The organism is Providencia sp. UF-183 (assembly GCF_058246155.1).
Genome location: NZ_JBSICD010000019.1, coordinates 16,894 through 35,185, shown reverse-complemented (window position 1 = coordinate 35,185; position 18,292 = coordinate 16,894). Strand labels below are relative to the sequence as shown.

The window sequence follows — 18,292 nt, the reverse complement described above, 5'->3', positions numbered from 1 at the left end:
CGAGCTAATAACAATAATCTATTCACTATCAATCCTATGTATAGTCATCATCTTTGATGGCTATACATTTAATAAATATGCTGGACATATTTTCTGCTGGCATATCAGCCTCTATTTTTTGTATAAAAATGGACATTTTTTGTCTTAATGTGCTTTCCTTTTCACTCAATTCAATGCTTGAAATCTGTCTTTGTTGATTTCCCTGTGATAATTCGCTCCCAGCGGCGTTCTGAACATCCGTTTCTATAAACGCGAAACCATATTCCTGAATGTTGCATACTTCACCTGAGCCGTGCTCAGGCACGTAAAATTGCACATCTGATAGATTGGATGTGATCCGCGATCTACAGTTATTGACAGGACTCCGAGTCGCTCCGCTGTCGCTCTTTAAAAGATTAAAATCAACGTCAACAGCGCTTTTTTTGACGATTTGATATTTTCTTTCGCGGGTTTTAAGCACTGGGGCATCGGCTTTAAGCTGATGGTAAACACCCACAACCTTTTGAACCTCTTCGCCATAAACATTCACGTCACTGACTTCACGGGCGACACGGATAGTTTCTTCTCTTCGGCGAATACATGGGCCACCTTGTGACATGATATATTCATCAAATTTACCTTGGTCTGCGGCAGCTCTAACACGCTCAGCAACATGACCAAGCTTGTCAGCAATAGATACACCACGAGGCAAGCGGCGGCATTCACGGTATGCGCCTTTAGAAGGAAGCTTATAGAATTGAAATTGAGGAATGCGCCACGTTGACGCCCACGCGGTAACAGCTGCCGCCATACTTTTTAAATCGTTACCCGTTTCGTGGTCTACTTCACCATCAAGGGCATACCCATCGATATTTTTTGCAATATATTTAGCGATGTAACCCACGGCACCACCGCGGTTCATATGCTTACATTCAAATCGGTATTTTTGTGCGCCTGCTTCGTTACCATCTTCTTTCAGGGCACGTTTACGCATAATATCAATGGCTTTTGCACGGCTGGCTTTATCAACAAAAAGCAGCATATGCCAGTGGGGAGTACCATCATGATGCGGTTCAACAACGCGAACACCATAAATATTGATATTATTATCATTGAAAGCGGTTCGAATACGCGACCACACTTTGACTAAATAACGCTGTCCGTCTTTTGGCGTGTAAGCCTCATCTTTCCATTTATGATTGAGCACAGCGTGCAAATCGCCTTTATTTTTACCTTTGCGCTGCTTTGTCGGGTGGTACTTTGACGGGCACGTCAGCGTGATAAACATCCCGATATCACCGCGCTCTTTTGCTACGCGCTCAATCCCTGCCATTTGCGCCATTAATTCCATGCGGCGAATTTCAGGGTTTGACACGCTCGCCATGACTTTTTCAAACAGATCAAAACGCTCACCCGTTTCAACATCTTGAATATCCATGCCCTGTAAATATTGCATGTTGGATAAACGCTGTGCTTGAACGGCGCGGATCGCTTGCTTGCTGGCGTATGGGTGGCGATTGATGCACACGTCCATATTGGCAATCATGATTGCCTCAATCCATTGTGTTCTATGGGCTTTTAGCTTGCGATGCCAATAATCTGCATTTATAAGGCGGGAAACAGCCGCAATCACTTGGCGTGTGGTTAAATCCTGTTTTCCTCTGCGGCGGTTACGGTTTTTTAAGACTTTGAGATAGCTTTGATAATAAAGTGGGGCAACATGTAAACCACAAGATAATTCAGCCAGCGCCCCGTAAATTTGGGTCTGTGCCGAATCTTCATAGATGATTTCGCGGTCACCGCCGTTTTGCTCAGTTAACTGGTCGCAATAGGCCTCATACAATGTGAAAAAGCCACTAGAAATGTGTTCAGCAAGCTTTTTTATTGGCTTGTCATAAAGATCAAACAGGCGGTTAAATTGGCTAATTTCAGGTGTAAAACGAGTTGAAAGCGTCAATAGCGCTTTCGTATCTAATTCATATCGTGCATTAATTGCCGTAATCCGCGGAAATATCCGCTTATAAAAATCAGAGCGCAAAAACTCATAGGCTTTATATTCGCCAGACTCTTGAATGATGTACTCATAATGTTTTTGAATGCGATAACGTAAAATACGGGGTAAAGATTCAACCTCACCTAAAATCGCTTGCGCATGAATTTGTTGTTCATGGGTAAGGGATTTTTCAAGCGCATCAATATCGGCTTTGTAATAGTTATTTTTTTTTGGTTTATTCCACGGATACGGGAAAGTCATATCCGCGGTATAAGTCATCGGAAAAATAGAAAAATTTATCGCCTTAGACATTAAGAGCACCGCCTAATGTTTCTGGCCTTAATAAATTAATTGCCGTTTCACAACGGCGTGAAATGATGTCAACTGTTTCACGATAAACATCAAGTGTCTTGATGCCTTTACCTCTAACACGATTAACGTGATAAGAGGTTAATTCAATCGCAAGCAGCCACGGGTCAGAATGGCAACAAACCAATTCATAACAACGAGCTAGTTTATTGACTTGCAATAGTCGCCATTGAACCGCGTTTGAATCTTCGTCAACATGGCGTTGAATAGCAAAAGCCGTTCCGCTGATATAAACACCGTCTTTAGGGTCGAGAGTCATTAATTAACCCCCGCTAAAACAGCGATAATTTCAGTGGCTAATTTACGATTACCGTTCGCTGCAATTGTTCGTGGGGCTTCGATTTCATGGATAGTAAAACCGAAGTCAGCGTAAAGCTCTTTTGCTTCTGGTGAGTTGGATACGGTGATCGGATTGCCTTGGATATCATTAATATCTTTTAGCGCAATCGCTAATACTTCGTGATCAGAATTAGTAAAGCCCGCAGTATGATATTGAGTAAAACTATCGTGCCCGCCCATGTAGGGTGGATCACAATAAACACCATCACCGAAATCAACAAGTGAAAGAGTATCTTGCCATTCAAGATTTAAAATTTTGGTTTTTGTGAAGTAAGCCTTATCACAAAAACTATCAATTTCATTTTTAGGAAAGTACGGTGCTTTGTATTGTCCAAAGGGGACGTTGAAATTGCCTTGTTGGTTATAACGACATAACCCGTTGAAGCAATGTCTATTTAAATACAGAAATAAACTTGCTTGTCGAACTTGTGACATACTTGATTTAGGGCTATTAAACTCATTTCTAAGTTGATAATAATCAGGACCATTATTATTTTGATTGAAAAGCCTTGAAGCTTCGAATGTGACCCCATCAGGAACAAATGCAAGCGCATCATATAAATTGACTAGGTCTGGATTTGCATCAGCAATTAAATATTGCTCATAATCTGTATTCATCATCACTGCACATGATCCAGCGAACGGTTCGACTAACCGTTTTGTCTTCGGTAAATGTGGGCGTAATGTGTCCATAATTCGAACTTTCGAGCCAGCCCATTTGAGAATAGTTTTATTCGCCACGTCACACGCTCCGATAATGTTTACTTTTAAGCTCAAAAATCGTTTGGCAGTCAATACAACGAATGCAGCCCTGAGATGCGATGCGGCGCTTTTCTGGAATCGGTTTGTCGCAGTCTTCACATTCAAAAGCGGAAACACTGACTAAGCGATTAGTAATGGTTTTTATTTGTTGCTCACGCATGAGCATTTCGTGGTCGCTGGCGCGGTCAATTTCTTTAGACATGATCTAACTCCGCAGCCAGATTTGATAAATGGATAGATTCACTCACCAATAACTGGTGAATTTGTTCATCATTTAATTTTTCATTGATGAATTTGCACGCAATGGCATCAAGGCGGGATGAAAATTTATCCAGCATTGTTTTGCGTTCATCCTCGCGAATCGCTTTAATACTGATAGCGACAACTGAATAATCATGTTCACCCACTGCAGTATCAGCACCAATTAATATTGGTTTTATTACTTTATTTTTCATTATCAAACCCTCAAATTTAGAATGTAGAAATCCCTGACGCGCTAACGTCATTAATATGTTTCTTTACCTTAAATAGGCATGGCGATATGTTTTGGTAATAGCGCCGCGAGTGCTTTAATTTGATTTACTGCTGAAATAATGGACTGCTTTTCCTCTTTATTAAATTCATCGAAGCCAAAGTGATGTTGTTTGTTTTTTATTGCCGCTAAATAAAAAATCATATTTAGCATCCGTTCATCGCTTAACCTTAAATATTCAATAAAACCAGCTAGCTCTCTATTATCTGGATTTTCCTTATCAGAATGGAATACTGAAGTTCTTAACTTTGCGGCTTGATTTAGTCCATTGACTCGGCTTTCAAAGGTTGCCCCTTGGTTCTGATAAAGCTTGATATTCGCTTGGTGAGCGATTGCATCGGCTGGCCTTGCATCTTGCTTTACGTTGTCTAGCAACTGGATTAACTGTTTAGTTTTCACTAATACAGCCGCGGAATTACCCATTGTTTTTATCTAATAGCAACTGAGAATAAGTACAAGAAAAACAAAATACCACCAACCAATAATATTTTATCCATCAAAGATAATTGGTGTTTTTTATTGCTTTTAAATTTATTAACGGATGAACCAGTTAATTTATGTTTATGCTGCTGCAAATGTAATTGAGTCATTTTTTTCACCATATAAAGAGTCAATATACTTAGTTGATTGAACCATCGAATCAAACAAACCAAATGAGCATTCATTATGTTGAACATGAAAGCGGGTCACTGGGTTCAATGTTTTAGCGGGTAACATTACAATCAGGAAATTACGATACTGAAAGCTATGGGTTGATATTTGCTCTATACAAGCTCTCATGTTTTCACCTAACCCTTTAAAGCGTTCGTTACAGATTTTAAATTGTCTGGAACGACATCTAAATCTTCCATAAGTTTTTTAGCTCGCTTAAACCAGCTATCTTTCCATCCCATTCGCTCTGCCGCTGGAAGCTTACGAGCGACTTCCCAGCACATTTCTAAATACTCGTTATACATAATCATTAAACGCATATCACTGAACCCCTCACCGTGAATTTGGCGCTCTGTGCGAATAGGTAAACGACGGCGATCCATCAGCTTTCTAACACTACTTTCTGACTTGCCAGTACGACGACAAAATTCATCAGCGGTGATCGGGTCTGGAATTTTGAACAACAGTTCTAACAATTTCTCATTCATGTGATAATCTCTCCTATTGGGGTATTTCATTAACAAAATACCCCTTATGGCATTTAATAAGACAACATTAATACATATGTCGGAGAATTGCAACATGCGTCTAAGTGTATCTGAGAAATTAAAACTCATGAGAGAAAGTGAACGGCTTACAAGTTTACCCGAAACCGCGCAAATGCTTGGTTTAAGTAGGGATGCTTTATGGCGTTATGAAAACGGAAAAACAGTGCCTAATGCTGATGTAATTACTTCAATTATTAGCAATCCAAAATTTGAAAAATATGCACTTTGGTTTGTCACAGGAAAAATTGCCCCAGAAGTAGGACAAATAGCACCTGCACTTTATGACCCTAAAAATTATGAAACAGACGAGGAAAAACAAGCATGACCTTAAATGAGAAGCTTAACGAAATGCTACATGTAGAAAAGATTAAAATGGCGGTACCGCAAAATATCAACTGGCTTTCTGTGGAAAATTTCTTGAAGCACCCGAAGTTAGAAAAATATAGTGTTTGGTTGGCAACTGGAAAAATTATCCCCGAGGCTGGTCAAATATCACCGGCTATCGCACACAGTGGGCTCGCTCCAATAATCTAGTTGTTTTTACGTACAAAAATTGGTTGGAAATATACCAACACTATGTTTTTAATGAAAATCTAGAATTACCTCGTTTAACCGGAGGGCGCAGTTATGACAATTAAAGCGCTTGAAGGTGGACGTTACAAAGTGGATATCAGACCGCAGGGCAGATCAGGAAAGAGAGTTCAGCGGATATTTAAAAAGAAAGCCGATGCAATAGCTTATGAAAGAAGCGTCATGCTAACGGCTAATAGTGAAGAGTGGAACAGCGAATCAAGAGACTACAGATCACTTAATGATATATGTGATATTTGGTGGAATTTTATTGGTCGCAACCTAAAGTATTCCCAAAAATACAAGGCTATTTTAACAAGAATAACTAAGGATATGGGTAATCCTGCTGTATACCAAATTACACCTAAGTTATTGGCTAGGTACTGCTCTGATAGATTACAAAGTGGCGTTAAAGCATCAACTATCAATAGAGAGTTTAATTTGCTAATGAGCATTTTTACTTCATTGGCCGAAATTGGCGAGTGCTCTAAAAATAACCCGATTAAGTCTCTTGGTAAGTTGAAAGAAGAAAAACCAGAAATGGCCTATTTGACAAAAAGTGATATTGAAAAATTACTTAATGTCATGACCGATGATTACTTACGCATAACTATTTTATGTCTAAGTACGGGGGCAAGATGGGGAGAGGCCATTAGTTTAAAGGCTGAAAACTTATTACATGGACGAGTTACATTTATGAAAACGAAAAATGGTAGACATAGAACTGTTCCCATTTCTGATGATGTAATGAGAACTGTAAAAGTAAAAGATTCTGGATTACTTTTCGATGTTGATTATGTGACCTACAGATCAATACTGAAAGAAGTTAAACCAGATTTGCCGCATGGTCAGGCCGTGCATGTTTTACGGCATTCTTTTGCAGCGCACTTTATGATGAACGGTGGCAATATCCTCACTCTTCAAAAAATCATGGGTCATGCGAGTATTCAGCAAACAATGACATACGCACACTTTGCCCCTGACTATTTAAATGAGGCCATTTCATGCAACCCTTTAAGGGGAGGCATCCACATTCCATCCACCGATATGGGGTGTAATGATGCGAATTAACGTATCTCAATATTCGTAAGCTATTGAAAAATATTGCCAGCCCCGATGTTCTGGGGCTGGCAATGACCGCCTAGGCGGTCTTTTTCTATACCAAATTGAATTGATATGATTACTCTTTTGGCGTTGCTTTTTCCACGCGGCTTTTTAATTTTTGGCCTGGGCGGAAAGTAACAACACGTCGTGCAGTAATTGGAATATCTTCCCCAGTTTTTGGGTTACGTCCGGGACGTTGATTTTTATCACGTAAATCAAAGTTACCGAATCCAGATAATTTTACTTGCTCACCGTTTTCCAAAGAAAGGCGAACTTCTTCAAAGAAAGTTTCGACCAGTTCTTTAGCATCACGTTTGCTAACACCCAATTTTTCAAACACATTTTCTGACATTTCAGCTTTAGTAAGCGCCATAGGTTTAGTCCCTCAAGGAGGCTTGGAATCGCTGTTTTAACGCAGCAACACACAGATCAACGGTAGCGGTAATCTCTTCTTCTTCCATCGTACGCTGGGTATCTTGGAAGACGAGACTGATAGCAAGGCTCTTATAACCCTCCGCTATCCCTTCACCACAATACACATCAAACAAGTTTATGCCAACTATATGATTTATGCCAACTTTTTTACACTCTGCCAAAACTTCTGCAGCTGCTACATTTTCTGGCACGACCACAGCGATGTCACGGCGATTCGATGGATAGCGTGAAATCGCCTTAGCTTCAGGGATGACACGTTGTGCTATCGCATCACTACGAACCTCAAACACCACCGTACGACCATTTAAATCGAGTTTACGTTCTAATTCTGGATGAACAACACCAATAAAGCCAATATGTTCATTTTCCAGATAAATCCCAGCACTTTGCCCCGGATGTAATGCAGGATGTGCTTCAGATTTAAATGTAATTTGATTTAGTTTCCCAGTCAATTCAAAAACAGCTTCAAGATCACCTTTTAAATCAAAGAAGTCAACAACTTGTTTATCTAATGACCAATGTTCTTCAAATCTATTGCCCGTGATCACACCTGCAAGCATAGGTTCCTGGCGAATTCCATATTCTGCTTGATTATCAGGAATAAAGCGCAGCCCCGTTTCAAATAAACGAATTCGGTTCTGCTGACGATTTTGATTATAGACAACCGTGCTCAATAAACCAGTCCACAGCGATAAACGCATTGCTGACATATCAGCAGAGATTGGGTTTGGTAATAGAAGCGCGTCTTGTGCAGGATGCAATAAAGACTGAATTTTCGGGTCTACAAAGCTATAAGTAATCGCTTCTTGATAACCACGGTCAACTAATACCGTTTTAATGCGTTTTAACGGCAGGTTCGCTTCTTTATGATCCGTCATAATGAGGTCAGCGCGTAATGGCACATCAGGAATGCTGTTGTAACCATAAACACGTGCAACTTCTTCGACTAAATCCTCTTCGATTTGCATATCGAAGCGCCAGCTCGGAGCAACAACATCCCACGTATTTTCTGAAACAGTCACTTTGCAGCCTAAGCGAGTTAGAATATCGGTGACTAAATTATCTTCAATAAAATGACCAATTAAACGGTCTAATTTATGACGAGTCAGTTTAATATTTGCCGCTTTTGGTAAATGCTGTTCGCTAGTAACATCAATAATTTCACCGACTTCACCACCGCAAATTTCCACGATCAACGCTGTTGCGCGCTCAATCGCTTTGAATTGCAGTTGTGGGTCCACACCACGCTCAAAACGGTGTGATGCATCAGTATGCAAACCATAGTTACGAGCACGGCCAGTAATCGACAGTGGATTAAAGAATGCACATTCTAATAAAACATTTTTTGTTTCTGCGTTTACACCAGAGTGTTCACCACCAAAAATACCCGCAATACCCAATGCTTTAGACTCATCGGCAATCACTAACGTGTCTGATTTTAGCGTTGCTTCGCTGCCATCAAGCAGAACCAGCTTTTCACCGTCTTTCGCCATACGCGCAACGATAGCACCGTCTAAACGGTCTAAATCATAAGCGTGCTGCGGTTGGCCCATTTCCAGTAAGACATAGTTGGTGATATCCACAACTGCATCAATAGAACGAACACCGCCTCGGCGCAGTTTTTCTTTCATCCATAATGGCGTTGGTGCAGAAACATCGATATTTTTAATCACACGGCCCACAAAACGTGGACATGCTTCTGGCGCTTCAACACGAATTGGGAAAGTGTCTTTCGTGGTGACTGAAACTGTATTAATTGCAGGTTCAGTTAATTCTAACTTATTAATAACCGCCACATCACGCGCAACCCCTAAAATGCTTAGGCAATCTGCACGGTTTGGTGTAATGCTAATTTCGATTGCATTATCATCCAATTTTAAATATTCACGGATATCTGTACCAATAGTTGCATCAAGTGGTAATTCAATAATGCCACTGTGGTCATCAGAAATACCCAGCTCTGAATATGAGCACAGCATACCTTCAGACGGCTCACCACGTAATTTCGCCGCTTTAATTTTAAAATCACCCGGTAATACCGCGCCGACTGTTGCAACTGCGACTTTTAGGCCTTGGCGACAATTTGGTGCGCCACAAACAATATCTAATAAACGCTCACCACCCACGTTGACTTTTGTCACACGTAGTTTGTCTGCATTTGGGTGTTGACCACATTCAACCACTTCACCGACAACAACGCCGTGAAACTCACCAGCAACACCTTCAACGCCATCAACCTCGAGGCCTGCCATAGTGATTTGGTCTGATAATGCTTCGCTACTGATCGCCGGGTTCACCCACTCGCGTAACCAGAGTTCACTGAATTTCATGAGATAAACCCGCCTTATTTAAACTGTTTGAGGAAACGAAGATCGTTTTCGAAGAATGCACGTAGGTCAGAAACACCGTAACGTAACATTGTCAGACGTTCCATTCCCATACCAAATGCAAATCCAGAGTAAACTTCTGGATCAATACCTACATTGCGTAATACATTTGGGTGTACCATTCCGCAACCTAATACTTCCAACCATTTTCCGTTTTTACCCATCACATCAACTTCGGCTGAAGGCTCAGTAAACGGGAAATAAGATGGGCGGAAACGTACCTGAACTTCTTCTTCAAAGAAATTATTCAGGAAATCATGCAATGTGCCTTTTAAGTTGGTAAAGCTAATGTCTTTATCAACTATCAAACCTTCTGTTTGATGGAACATTGGGGTGTGAGTTTGGTCGTAATCATTACGATAGACGCGACCCGGAGCAATAATACGGATTGGTGGTTGTTGCCCATTCATAGTACGAATTTGCACACCAGAGGTCTGAGTACGTAACAAACGTTTTGCATCAAACCAGAATGTATCGTGATCTGCACGTGCTGGATGATGAGCAGGAATATTCAGCGCATCAAAGTTATGGTAATCATCTTCGATTTCAGGGCCAGTCTCTACGGAGAAACCTAACTCGCCAAAAAACTCTTCAATTCGCTGAATTGTACGGGTCACTGGGTGTAACCCACCATTTTCCATTCGACGCCCAGGTAATGACACGTCGACTTTCTCTGAAGCAAGACGTGCATTGAGGATCTCAGCTTGCATTGCATCCTTGCGGGCATTCAGCGCATCTTGAACCTGTACTTTGGCTTCATTTATCACAGCCCCTGCTGCTGGACGTTCGTCAGCTGGCAGATCACGCAACGTTTTCATCTGGAGTGTGAAATGGCCGCTTTTGCCTAAAAATTCAACACGCACTGACTCCAACGTAGCAACATCTTGGGCCTGTTCAATGGCTGCTTTTGCCTGTGCAACCAACTCAGCGAGATGTGGCATTGTTTCCCCTTTATGACCACTTGGTCTTTTTGCTAGTTATTCACTAAATTTATTAAGCTCCACATTCCATTAAGTAATGGATGAGTACCTAACTGATTTTACTGTATTTAATCTAAAACTAAAAACAAAAAAGCCTCCCTAAGGAGGCTTTAGCGTAACTTTTCGTTTCTTCTTTCTTTACGCGAAAAAGCCCCCGAACTTCAGGTGCTAAAGTAAAAAAAGAAACGAAAAATAACAGCATGCATTGATAACTTTCCAATAAAATACGTTATTAAAGTAGTAACATAAATAACTATAAATGAAAAGAGGAAGTTACCCTCCTCTTTTCAAGCAAACAATTAAGCTAAAGCGCCTTTCGCTTTTTCAACTAAAGCAGTGAATGCTGCTTTATCGAAAACTGCGATGTCTGCTAAGATCTTACGGTCGATTTCAATTGAAGCTTTTTTCAAGCCATTGATGAAGCGGCTGTAAGACAGGCCGTTCTGACGAGCCGCAGCGTTGATACGCGCGATCCACAGTTGACGGAACTGACGTTTACGTTGACGGCGGTCACGGTAAGCGTATTGACCAGCTTTGATTACCGCTTGAAACGCTACGCGGTAAACACGTGAACGTGCACCATAGTAACCTTTCGCCTGTTTCAGAATTTTTTTGTGACGTGCACGTGCGATTACACCACGTTTTGCGCGAGCCATAAGCTATCTCCTATCGTCTTTATCTTAATTAACTAAATTGTTTACTTATGCGTAAGGCAGGCAAGCAACTACCAGACCCAGATCGCCTTTAGATACCATTCCTTTCGGACGTAAATGGCGTTTACGCTTAGTTGACTTTTTAGTCAGGATATGACGAAGGTTTGCATGCTTACGCTTAAAGCCACCGCCTGCAGTTTTTTTAAAGCGCTTTGCTGCGCCACGTACAGTTTTAATCTTTGGCATTTCTTTAATTTCCAACTTCGCATTGTTATTAACTACGAATTAACTAGGCGAATAACGTTCATATTGCTATGAATGAATATTACTTGCAGGCCTAATTATTTCTTCTTCGGTGCTAGCACCATGATCATTTGACGCCCTTCAATTCTTGAAGGAAATGATTCAACAGTAACTAACTCTTCCAGATCTTGTTTGATGCGGTTAAGCATCTCCATACCGATCTGTTGGTGAGCCATTTCACGACCACGAAAACGCAGCGTGACTTTAACTTTATCACCATCTTCTATGAAGCGGATCAGGTTGCGTAGTTTGACCTGATAATCGCCTTCATCCGTACCAGGGCGGAATTTAAGTTCCTTCACCTGAACAACTTTTTGTTTCTTTTTCTGCTCTTTTTGAGACTTGCTCTTCTCATAAAGGAATTTGCCGTAGTCCATAATACGACAAACTGGCGGTTCAGCATTTGGGCTAATTTCAACGAGGTCTACACCCGCTTCTTCAGCTTTTTCAAGCGCTTCGCGCGCGCTCATAATGCCTAACTGTTCACCGTCTAAACCTGTTAAACGGACCTCAGGAACACGGATTTCATCGTTGATACGATTTGGACGTGTTGTTGGGATTCTTTTTCCGCCTTTAATACTTCATTCCTCCAACTGGATAAAGAGATTTGCATATTCTCTCAAGCATATACACCCGTTATTTTATTAAAAATTAACGCGCGTACAATATTCTTTGTTTGTCAGCATTTATAAAAACCGACAAAGCGATTCGACCGCGGATTTTAATGCTTCTTGCCCGATTACTCAAGTAAATATTGAAATAAATCGCGCTAACGTATTTGAAAACTTAGCATTTGCGTAAGATTTTTAATCTCAGGAGGGTCGAAACTGTCAATTTCATACTCGGTTTTACACTCAAAAAAGCGCGATAAGTATACGTAAAACCATCTCATTTTATTGAAAAAATACGTTAAACAGCGCCCAAATGAACGCTGTTTAACTATTACCATACTGGCTTAATTATTTTTTCTTTGGTGCCAATACCATGATCATCTGGCGCCCTTCAATTCTTGAAGGGAATGACTCCACTGACGCCAGTTCATCCAGATCAGTTTTGATGCGGTTAAGCACTTCCAGACCAATCTGTTGGTGTGCCATTTCACGACCACGAAAACGCAGCGTAACTTTAGCTTTGTCACCATCTTCCAAAAAGCGAATTAAACTACGCAATTTAACTTGGTAGTCACCTTCGTCTGTTCCTGGACGGAATTTAATTTCCTTCACTTGAACAACTTTTTGTTTTTTCTTTTGTTCTTTCTGAGACTTACTCTTCTCATAAAGATATTTACCGTAATCCATAATACGGCAAACTGGCGGCTCAGCATTTGGGCTGATTTCGACTAAGTCGACACCCGCTTCTTCTGCTTTAAAGAGTGCCTCACGCACGCTCATGACGCCAAGTTGCTCACCGTCTAAACCAGTGACACGGATTTCAGTCGCACGGATCTCGTCGTTAATACGATTTGGACGTGCTGTTGGGAGTTTTTTTCCGCCTTTAATACCTTATTCCTCCATCTGATTGAGTTGACGACTGCGGATCTCTTTTAGCAGTTCTGTTGTGAATTCGTTGACATCAACGCTGCCTAAATCTTTACCACGACGGGTACGTACGGCAACTTTACCTGATTCAACTTCTTTATCACCACAGACTAACATGTAAGGGACACGACGCAGTGTGTGTTCGCGGATCTTAAAGCCGATTTTCTCGTTACGTAAGTCCGCTTTCGCACGAATGCCAACACTTTGCAGCTTGCTTACTAATTCTTGAACATAGTCGGCTTGACCGTCTGTAATGTTCATAACAACCACTTGTTGTGGTGCTAACCATGTTGGGAAGAAACCTGCATACTCTTCAGTTAAGATCCCGATGAAGCGTTCTAATGAACCTAACACCGCACGGTGGATCATAACAGGAACGATGCGTTCATTGTTTTCGCCCACATAGGAAGCTGTTAAACGACCCGGTAAGAAGAAGTCTAACTGAACAGTACCGCATTGCCATGCACGGTCAAGGCAGTCGTACAGTGTAAACTCAATTTTCGGACCGTAGAATGCACCTTCACCCGGCTGATATTCAAATTCAATGCCTTTTGATTTCAGTGCATTCGCTAAATCTTCCTCAGCCTTATCCCACATCTCATCAGTACCGATGCGTTTTTCAGGACGAGTTGACAGTTTAACAACAATTTTCTCAAAACCGAATGTCGCATAAACGTCATAAATCATTTCAATACAGCTAGTCACTTCACTTAAGATTTGCTCTTCAGTACAGAAGATATGTGCATCATCTTGCGTAAAGCCACGTACACGCATTAAACCGTGCAGTGCACCTGATGGCTCATTACGATGACAGCTACCAAATTCTGCCATACGCAATGGTAAATCACGGTAAGATTTTAAACCTTGGTTGAAAATCTGTACGTGACCTGGGCAGTTCATTGGCTTAACACAATATTCACGGTTTTCAGAAGATGTAGTGAACATCGCATCTTTGTAGTTTTCCCAGTGACCTGTTTTCTCCCACAGTACGCGGTCCATCATGAATGGGCCTTTAACTTCCTGATAGTTATATGCTTTCAGTTTTGTACGTACAAAAGTTTCCAGTTCACGGAAGATTGTCCAACCATCGTTATGCCAGAATGCCATACCCGGCGCTTCTTCTTGCATGTGGTATAAGTCTAACTGTTTACCAATTTTACGGTGGTCGCGTTTAGCCGCTTCTTCTAAACGTAATAAATAAGCCGCTAATTGTTTTTTATCAGCCCATGCTGTGCCATAAATACGTTGCAGCATTTTGTTATCGCTGTTGCCGCGCCAGTAGGCACCTGCCACTTTTTGTAATTTAAAGTGGTGGCAAAAACGCATATTCGGTACGTGCGGGCCACGGCATATATCCACATATTCTTCGTGATGATATAAACCAGGACGGTCGTCTTGGCTAATATTTTGATCCAAGATTTCGACTTTATAGTCTTCGCCACGGGCAACAAATGTCTCGCGAGCTTCCGCCCAAGAAACACGTTTTTTCACCACGTCATAATCTGTTTTGGCAAGCTCAAGCATGCGCTTTTCAAGCTTTTCCAAATCTTCCTGCGTCAGCATATGGTCTAAATCGATATCATAGTAAAAACCATTATCGATAGTTGGACCGATAGCCATTTTGGTGTTTGGCCATAATTGTTTGATTGCATGACCCAATAAGTGGGCACAAGAGTGACGAATAATTTCGAGTCCGTCATCATCTTTACTCGTAATAATGGACACGTTTGCATCATGTTCAATCATTTCACATGCATCAACACGTTCACCGTTGATACGACCAGCGATACATGCTTTTGCTAAACCCGCACCAATATCGCGAGCCACGTCCATCACAGAAACAGGATGGTCAAACTGACGCTGACTTCCATCAGGAAGAGTAATAACAGGCATTAAAAAATCCTTATCAGCAGTGGTGACCCACACGCCAGATCACTTGCTTGATTATTCCAAAGTTTATAAATCAATACGTTACTAACGATTTCTCACTTCACTGTGCGAGATATGTACACAATTATAGGCAATTCAAGTCAACATAAATTGATACATCGCTAGTTACTCAACTATCAATGATAACACAGACATATTTTATGGCGATAGCGCAAAGGCGTTTATTGTGCCTCAATATATGAAAAATCAACACCTTCCCGATTAAATGGCGAATAAGCTCTCCAAAGCAGGAATTCGTTTTTCTTTTTTCATGAATGAAAGGCGATACCAATGGGATCCACTGGGTGCAACTAACTCTTCAGTAATTATCTTATTTTGTTTAATCGCAATGTAATTCTGTAAGGTGTTCCATAGCGAATACAAAATATACGCCGCAAACATCAATGAGAATATTTGCACATAAATATTATTCACAAAATAGATTTGCTGAAGGATATACACGCAAAAAACAGCTTGAATAAGCGCCCTTAATATAAGCGCTTTACCAAAGAACGATTGACCCTGCTGTAAAATAGCAAAACAAGGATTCGCTAAAGATTGTCTTTTCTCTTCGACAGGAATGCCTTGGATATAAACCATCCAATCAGAAACATCACTGTTTTTTAAAATAAGTCCCTTTTCTTTCATTGCATGAATTTTAAAAGAAACGACGACTGCCCAGGCCACACCGATTGCCAGCAAATAGGCAATAAACCCGCTGACCGAAAAAAAACCTAAAAACAGGCTTATTACAATTAAGCATGCTAGCTTTCCTGAATTAATCCAAAATGGTGCAACTTGGTAGTTCATTGATATTCCTAATAATCAAAGTAAAAAGTAATGATTATTATAATTGAGAAAGCGTCTCATTAACATTAATTTATAACCAACGTCGAGTCTGTTTGCGATAACGTTCCCATTCCTCACTGAATGCAGTTGATAAAAAGCGTTCTTCTTGCGGGATGGTATACAAATCTGTCATCAACCAAAAAACTAAGCCAGAGACTAAAAAATAAGGTGAGTGTGAAAAAAAAGCCAATGCTAAACTCATGGAAGTAAAAGCTAAATACATCGGATTTCTGGATAGTCGATAGGGACCATTAGTAACAAGGTGCGTTGCTTGAACACTTGGATTTGGTGATGTTTTATGTTTATAAAAATAAAATAAGCTCGTAGCCACCCAACTGACACTTTCGAGAGCGACTAAGATACCGAGGATCCCCATCCAACCTGAAAACTGCCAAACTAAAGCATCGTGTTTGAATAAAAAATAAACTGCCACACCATTGGCGACTAGCCAGTTTAATAATGGATATTTTAAAATTCTCATTATGCTGCCTTTAACTCTGAATGAGGTTAATCAGCATAGCATAAAACAACGAGGGAACTTTGTGTTGTCTCTTGTGGAGTGAATAACAAATGCAAAAAATTAATTACTGCGCCCTAATGAAAACACGCTTTTTAGACCTTCTAATTTGCTGTATTCCTGTTGGCATACTAAATTACGAACATCTGAAGGCATCGAGTCTACTCTAGCTTGTATATTTGCTAGTTGTTCATCCAGACTATTCATACCTTTTATATCCACAATGTCTTGATTCACCTTTAGGTAATCAGCAAAACTTTGTAGGTTGTTTTCCAAACTATCACAAACATTATTGCTGACAAGGCCTTGCGGCAATACGGAACTTAATGACGCAGGGATCACTTGTGACAAACTTGGGTAAATATTTTGTTTCCATTGCTGAGGAAAAACAATGAGCATTATTGCGATAGCTAAAATAAATAACATTGATGCCCCAGCAAACGTCGCTATCAGCTTTTTCATACTCAATCCTACAATTCAAAATAACTTGAGCATAGGATATACAACTGTGCGTAAAGCAATTTTTAAAATTAAAAATACTTTGTAAAGAAAATTCTAGCGACTTTCGGCTATTTAAAGAAACCTTATCTTTCCTATTTAATGAGACAGCTTTAAGTTAATTGCTTATAAAAAAGTGTCGTCCCTTCAAATTGACCTTGTGAATTAACCACAAAGCGCGGAATTTCACCAACCTCGATGTATCCTTGTTTTCGATATAATACCGATGCAACATCTTGACTACGGGTATCGAGCACTAATAAAGTCCGATGATTTTCCAGTGCTATTCTCTCGGCATAATTGAGCAACTCCGTTGCAATCCGGCGTTGTCGAAACTGGCTATGAACCATCAATTTTTCAACATCCCCACGATGCAAGCCATTAGCCTTTAAGCATAATGCAATTTGCACAGCACCTACTATTTTCTCATCATCAATACACACCATAAGAAAACGTTTTTTTTGCATTAAATCTGACTTTATTTGTTGCCAATAATCTAGTGCTTCATCAACCGCTAGTGGGGCATGAAACCCTACAGAAGCACCCTGTTCGACACTATCAATTAATAACTGGGCTAATTGTTGCTCATAATTGTCTATTGTAGAAAGTGTTAAGATTTCCATATATTCCTTCTTACCAATTAATAAAACTCCATACCGTCATAAGGTGCGAATTGGCAGCTTTTTAAACGTTGGCTTAAATCACCAACATGCAACTCTAGCTTATGCCCATCAGGATCGAGAAAATAAAAAGAGTCCCCTTCACTCTTATTTTCTTTCCACATCACAATTTTGTTTTCTTTTAGCGTATTAACTAGCAGAGGAAAATTACTCTCTGAAACGGAAAATGCATAGTGAGTATAATCTGTTTCGCTCGAAGCCAAATGTTGACGTGATGTATCAACGGACAAACACAACCATAAATCACCACACGAAATATACGCCCCATGGTTCCACTTAGCATGTAATTTCATCCCTAATAGCGTTTGATAAAAATAAATGCTTTTTTCTAAGTGTGTTATAGCCAAAGTTAAATGATTAATGCCATTCAACATATTATTTATCTCTTTTTATATATTAAAAAAATATCTTTTAATGAATTTACATAAATTACCAGTAAAACACATTGCAAAGGATATAATCACTAACACATCGACATTAGACAACCTGTTAATAGATGCCCTTGACCTTTTTATGGCCCCCATAAGAAGGTTTTTTTTTGCCTAGCAAAATTGCATACTTTTAGCGCAGACAGCTATCTGTTTGTAAAATAAGTATTTACCCAAGTTACTCACAAACGAATGCGGCAGTTATCCACAGTTAATGTGAACAACTCCACTCATCACTGATGAATTAT

25 protein-coding genes and 1 other annotated feature are annotated in these 18,292 nt (G+C 40.3%); of the genes, 3 read left to right on the top strand and 22 right to left on the bottom strand.

Annotation, left to right across the window (positions count from 1 at the left end):
- Positions 1 to 34: 34 nt before the first annotated feature.
- From AC4IFT_RS16560 to AC4IFT_RS16525, 8 genes are all read right to left on the bottom strand, one after another.
- On the bottom strand, positions 35 to 2,284 hold the full coding sequence (locus AC4IFT_RS16560; RefSeq protein WP_490751946.1) for a replication endonuclease: 2,250 nt from the start codon (positions 2,282 to 2,284) through the stop codon (positions 35 to 37).
- Positions 2,277 to 2,600 carry a hypothetical protein gene (locus AC4IFT_RS16555; RefSeq protein WP_490751944.1) on the bottom strand — a complete coding sequence of 108 codons (324 nt, stop codon included), beginning with the start codon at positions 2,598 to 2,600 and terminating at the stop codon, positions 2,277 to 2,279. Before AC4IFT_RS16555 ends, AC4IFT_RS16560 begins: the two co-directional genes overlap by 8 nt.
- A complete protein-coding gene (locus AC4IFT_RS16550) occupies positions 2,600 to 3,421 on the bottom strand; it encodes a DNA adenine methylase (RefSeq protein WP_490751942.1) in 822 nt (273 codons plus the stop codon). The genes AC4IFT_RS16555 and AC4IFT_RS16550 overlap by 1 nt, the downstream gene beginning before the upstream one ends.
- Before the next feature lies 1 nt (position 3,422).
- A complete protein-coding gene (locus tag AC4IFT_RS16545; RefSeq protein WP_490751940.1) occupies positions 3,423 to 3,644 on the bottom strand; it encodes a TraR/DksA family transcriptional regulator in 222 nt (73 codons plus the stop codon).
- Positions 3,637 to 3,897, bottom strand: a complete 261-nt coding sequence (locus AC4IFT_RS16540; protein ID WP_490751938.1) for a DUF2732 family protein — start codon at positions 3,895 to 3,897, stop codon at positions 3,637 to 3,639. The genes AC4IFT_RS16545 and AC4IFT_RS16540 overlap by 8 nt, the downstream gene beginning before the upstream one ends.
- Positions 3,898 to 3,965: 68 nt before the next feature.
- The gene (locus tag AC4IFT_RS16535) at positions 3,966 to 4,397 is read right to left on the bottom strand and encodes a DUF5347 family protein (RefSeq protein WP_490751937.1); all 432 of its coding nucleotides are present in this window, start codon (positions 4,395 to 4,397) and stop codon (positions 3,966 to 3,968) included.
- A 138-nt stretch (positions 4,398 to 4,535) separates the two neighbouring features.
- Positions 4,536 to 4,754, bottom strand: a complete 219-nt coding sequence (locus tag AC4IFT_RS16530) for a hypothetical protein (protein ID WP_490751935.1) — start codon at positions 4,752 to 4,754, stop codon at positions 4,536 to 4,538.
- Positions 4,755 to 4,762: 8 nt separating this feature from the next.
- On the bottom strand, positions 4,763 to 5,113 hold the full coding sequence (locus tag AC4IFT_RS16525; RefSeq protein WP_490751934.1) for a hypothetical protein: 351 nt from the start codon (positions 5,111 to 5,113) through the stop codon (positions 4,763 to 4,765).
- A gap of 94 nt (positions 5,114 to 5,207) precedes the next feature.
- On the opposite strand from AC4IFT_RS16525, the gene AC4IFT_RS16520 reads away from it, so the two are divergent.
- The 3 genes from AC4IFT_RS16520 to AC4IFT_RS16510 all read left to right on the top strand — a co-directional run bounded on the left by AC4IFT_RS16520 (position 5,208) and on the right by AC4IFT_RS16510 (position 6,814).
- A complete protein-coding gene (locus tag AC4IFT_RS16520) occupies positions 5,208 to 5,498 on the top strand; it encodes a helix-turn-helix domain-containing protein (protein ID WP_036962131.1) in 291 nt (96 codons plus the stop codon).
- Positions 5,495 to 5,707: a hypothetical protein gene (locus tag AC4IFT_RS16515; protein ID WP_272669946.1), complete on the top strand. Its 213-nt coding sequence runs from the start codon at positions 5,495 to 5,497 to the stop codon at positions 5,705 to 5,707. Before AC4IFT_RS16520 ends, AC4IFT_RS16515 begins: the two co-directional genes overlap by 4 nt.
- A gap of 93 nt (positions 5,708 to 5,800) precedes the next feature.
- Positions 5,801 to 6,814, top strand: a complete 1,014-nt coding sequence (locus AC4IFT_RS16510; RefSeq protein WP_226693237.1) for a phage integrase — start codon at positions 5,801 to 5,803, stop codon at positions 6,812 to 6,814.
- A gap of 109 nt (positions 6,815 to 6,923) precedes the next feature.
- Here AC4IFT_RS16510 and ihfA read toward each other — a convergent pair whose 3' ends face one another.
- The 14 genes from ihfA to fos form a co-directional block, all read right to left on the bottom strand.
- Positions 6,924 to 7,220: an integration host factor subunit alpha gene (gene ihfA / locus AC4IFT_RS16505; RefSeq protein WP_206084012.1), complete on the bottom strand. Its 297-nt coding sequence runs from the start codon at positions 7,218 to 7,220 to the stop codon at positions 6,924 to 6,926.
- A 4-nt stretch (positions 7,221 to 7,224) separates the two neighbouring features.
- Positions 7,225 to 9,612, bottom strand: a complete 2,388-nt coding sequence (pheT, locus tag AC4IFT_RS16500) for a phenylalanine--tRNA ligase subunit beta (RefSeq protein ID WP_490751931.1) — start codon at positions 9,610 to 9,612, stop codon at positions 7,225 to 7,227.
- A 14-nt stretch (positions 9,613 to 9,626) separates the two neighbouring features.
- Positions 9,627 to 10,610 carry a phenylalanine--tRNA ligase subunit alpha gene (gene pheS / locus AC4IFT_RS16495; RefSeq protein ID WP_048606990.1) on the bottom strand — a complete coding sequence of 328 codons (984 nt, stop codon included), beginning with the start codon at positions 10,608 to 10,610 and terminating at the stop codon, positions 9,627 to 9,629.
- A gap of 123 nt (positions 10,611 to 10,733) precedes the next feature.
- Positions 10,734 to 10,861, bottom strand: a sequence feature (Phe leader region).
- Entirely contained in the window at positions 10,811 to 10,855 is a 45-nt protein-coding gene (gene pheM, locus AC4IFT_RS16490) for a pheST operon leader peptide PheM (protein WP_219249469.1), read from the bottom strand. It overlaps the preceding feature by 45 nt.
- Before the next feature lie 87 nt (positions 10,862 to 10,948).
- Positions 10,949 to 11,305, bottom strand: coding sequence for a 50S ribosomal protein L20 (gene rplT, locus AC4IFT_RS16485; RefSeq protein ID WP_004263714.1), 357 nt, complete (start codon positions 11,303 to 11,305; stop codon positions 10,949 to 10,951).
- Positions 11,306 to 11,350: 45 nt separating this feature from the next.
- Entirely contained in the window at positions 11,351 to 11,548 is a 198-nt protein-coding gene (rpmI, locus tag AC4IFT_RS16480; RefSeq protein WP_004263702.1) for a 50S ribosomal protein L35, read from the bottom strand.
- A 95-nt stretch (positions 11,549 to 11,643) separates the two neighbouring features.
- A complete protein-coding gene (infC, locus tag AC4IFT_RS16475; protein ID WP_219249470.1) occupies positions 11,644 to 12,183 on the bottom strand; it encodes a translation initiation factor IF-3 in 540 nt (179 codons plus the stop codon).
- Positions 12,184 to 12,564: 381 nt separating this feature from the next.
- On the bottom strand, positions 12,565 to 13,104 hold the full coding sequence (gene infC / locus AC4IFT_RS16470; protein ID WP_071524538.1) for a translation initiation factor IF-3: 540 nt from the start codon (positions 13,102 to 13,104) through the stop codon (positions 12,565 to 12,567).
- Between the two features lie 3 nt (positions 13,105 to 13,107).
- On the bottom strand, positions 13,108 to 15,036 hold the full coding sequence (thrS, locus tag AC4IFT_RS16465; RefSeq protein ID WP_490751929.1) for a threonine--tRNA ligase: 1,929 nt from the start codon (positions 15,034 to 15,036) through the stop codon (positions 13,108 to 13,110).
- 258 nt (positions 15,037 to 15,294) lie between these two features.
- On the bottom strand, positions 15,295 to 15,882 hold the full coding sequence (locus AC4IFT_RS16460; protein WP_490736157.1) for a hypothetical protein: 588 nt from the start codon (positions 15,880 to 15,882) through the stop codon (positions 15,295 to 15,297).
- A gap of 70 nt (positions 15,883 to 15,952) precedes the next feature.
- A complete protein-coding gene (locus AC4IFT_RS16455; protein ID WP_490736155.1) occupies positions 15,953 to 16,402 on the bottom strand; it encodes a methyltransferase family protein in 450 nt (149 codons plus the stop codon).
- A gap of 99 nt (positions 16,403 to 16,501) precedes the next feature.
- A complete protein-coding gene (locus AC4IFT_RS16450; protein WP_490736153.1) occupies positions 16,502 to 16,900 on the bottom strand; it encodes a hypothetical protein in 399 nt (132 codons plus the stop codon).
- Between the two features lie 149 nt (positions 16,901 to 17,049).
- Positions 17,050 to 17,559 (bottom strand): GNAT family N-acetyltransferase, encoded by a 510-nt coding sequence (locus tag AC4IFT_RS16445; protein ID WP_490736151.1) that lies wholly within the window; start codon positions 17,557 to 17,559, stop codon positions 17,050 to 17,052.
- Between the two features lie 17 nt (positions 17,560 to 17,576).
- Complete coding sequence (gene fos, locus AC4IFT_RS16440) at positions 17,577 to 17,990, bottom strand: fosfomycin resistance glutathione transferase (RefSeq protein ID WP_490736149.1); 414 nt, start codon at positions 17,988 to 17,990, stop codon at positions 17,577 to 17,579.
- Positions 17,991 to 18,292: the final 302 nt, after the last annotated feature.

Excerpts from the sequence above, each read along its gene's own strand:
- AC4IFT_RS16560 (WP_490751946.1), bottom strand. The coding sequence starts at position 2,284 with ATGTCTAAGGCGATAAATTTTTCTATTTTTCCGATGACTTATACCGCG.
- AC4IFT_RS16555 (WP_490751944.1), bottom strand. The coding sequence starts at position 2,600 with ATGACTCTCGACCCTAAAGACGGTGTTTATATCAGCGGAACGGCTTTT.
- AC4IFT_RS16545 (WP_490751940.1), bottom strand. The coding sequence starts at position 3,644 with ATGTCTAAAGAAATTGACCGCGCCAGCGACCACGAAATGCTCATGCGT.
- AC4IFT_RS16540 (WP_490751938.1), bottom strand. The coding sequence starts at position 3,897 with ATGAAAAATAAAGTAATAAAACCAATATTAATTGGTGCTGATACTGCA.
- AC4IFT_RS16535 (WP_490751937.1), bottom strand. The coding sequence starts at position 4,397 with ATGGGTAATTCCGCGGCTGTATTAGTGAAAACTAAACAGTTAATCCAG.
- AC4IFT_RS16530 (WP_490751935.1), bottom strand. The coding sequence starts at position 4,754 with ATGAGAGCTTGTATAGAGCAAATATCAACCCATAGCTTTCAGTATCGT.
- AC4IFT_RS16525 (WP_490751934.1), bottom strand. The coding sequence starts at position 5,113 with ATGAATGAGAAATTGTTAGAACTGTTGTTCAAAATTCCAGACCCGATC.
- AC4IFT_RS16520 (WP_036962131.1), top strand. The coding sequence starts at position 5,208 with ATGCGTCTAAGTGTATCTGAGAAATTAAAACTCATGAGAGAAAGTGAA.
- AC4IFT_RS16515 (WP_272669946.1), top strand. The coding sequence starts at position 5,495 with ATGACCTTAAATGAGAAGCTTAACGAAATGCTACATGTAGAAAAGATT.
- AC4IFT_RS16510 (WP_226693237.1), top strand. The coding sequence starts at position 5,801 with ATGACAATTAAAGCGCTTGAAGGTGGACGTTACAAAGTGGATATCAGA.
- ihfA (WP_206084012.1), bottom strand. The coding sequence starts at position 7,220 with ATGGCGCTTACTAAAGCTGAAATGTCAGAAAATGTGTTTGAAAAATTG.
- pheT (WP_490751931.1), bottom strand. The coding sequence starts at position 9,612 with ATGAAATTCAGTGAACTCTGGTTACGCGAGTGGGTGAACCCGGCGATC.
- pheS (WP_048606990.1), bottom strand. The coding sequence starts at position 10,610 with ATGCCACATCTCGCTGAGTTGGTTGCACAGGCAAAAGCAGCCATTGAA.
- rplT (WP_004263714.1), bottom strand. The coding sequence starts at position 11,305 with ATGGCTCGCGCAAAACGTGGTGTAATCGCACGTGCACGTCACAAAAAA.
- rpmI (WP_004263702.1), bottom strand. The coding sequence starts at position 11,548 with ATGCCAAAGATTAAAACTGTACGTGGCGCAGCAAAGCGCTTTAAAAAA.
- thrS (WP_490751929.1), bottom strand. The coding sequence starts at position 15,036 with ATGCCTGTTATTACTCTTCCTGATGGAAGTCAGCGTCAGTTTGACCAT.
- AC4IFT_RS16460 (WP_490736157.1), bottom strand. The coding sequence starts at position 15,882 with ATGAACTACCAAGTTGCACCATTTTGGATTAATTCAGGAAAGCTAGCA.
- AC4IFT_RS16455 (WP_490736155.1), bottom strand. The coding sequence starts at position 16,402 with ATGAGAATTTTAAAATATCCATTATTAAACTGGCTAGTCGCCAATGGT.
- AC4IFT_RS16450 (WP_490736153.1), bottom strand. The coding sequence starts at position 16,900 with ATGAAAAAGCTGATAGCGACGTTTGCTGGGGCATCAATGTTATTTATT.
- AC4IFT_RS16445 (WP_490736151.1), bottom strand. The coding sequence starts at position 17,559 with ATGGAAATCTTAACACTTTCTACAATAGACAATTATGAGCAACAATTA.
- fos (WP_490736149.1), bottom strand. The coding sequence starts at position 17,990 with ATGTTGAATGGCATTAATCATTTAACTTTGGCTATAACACACTTAGAA.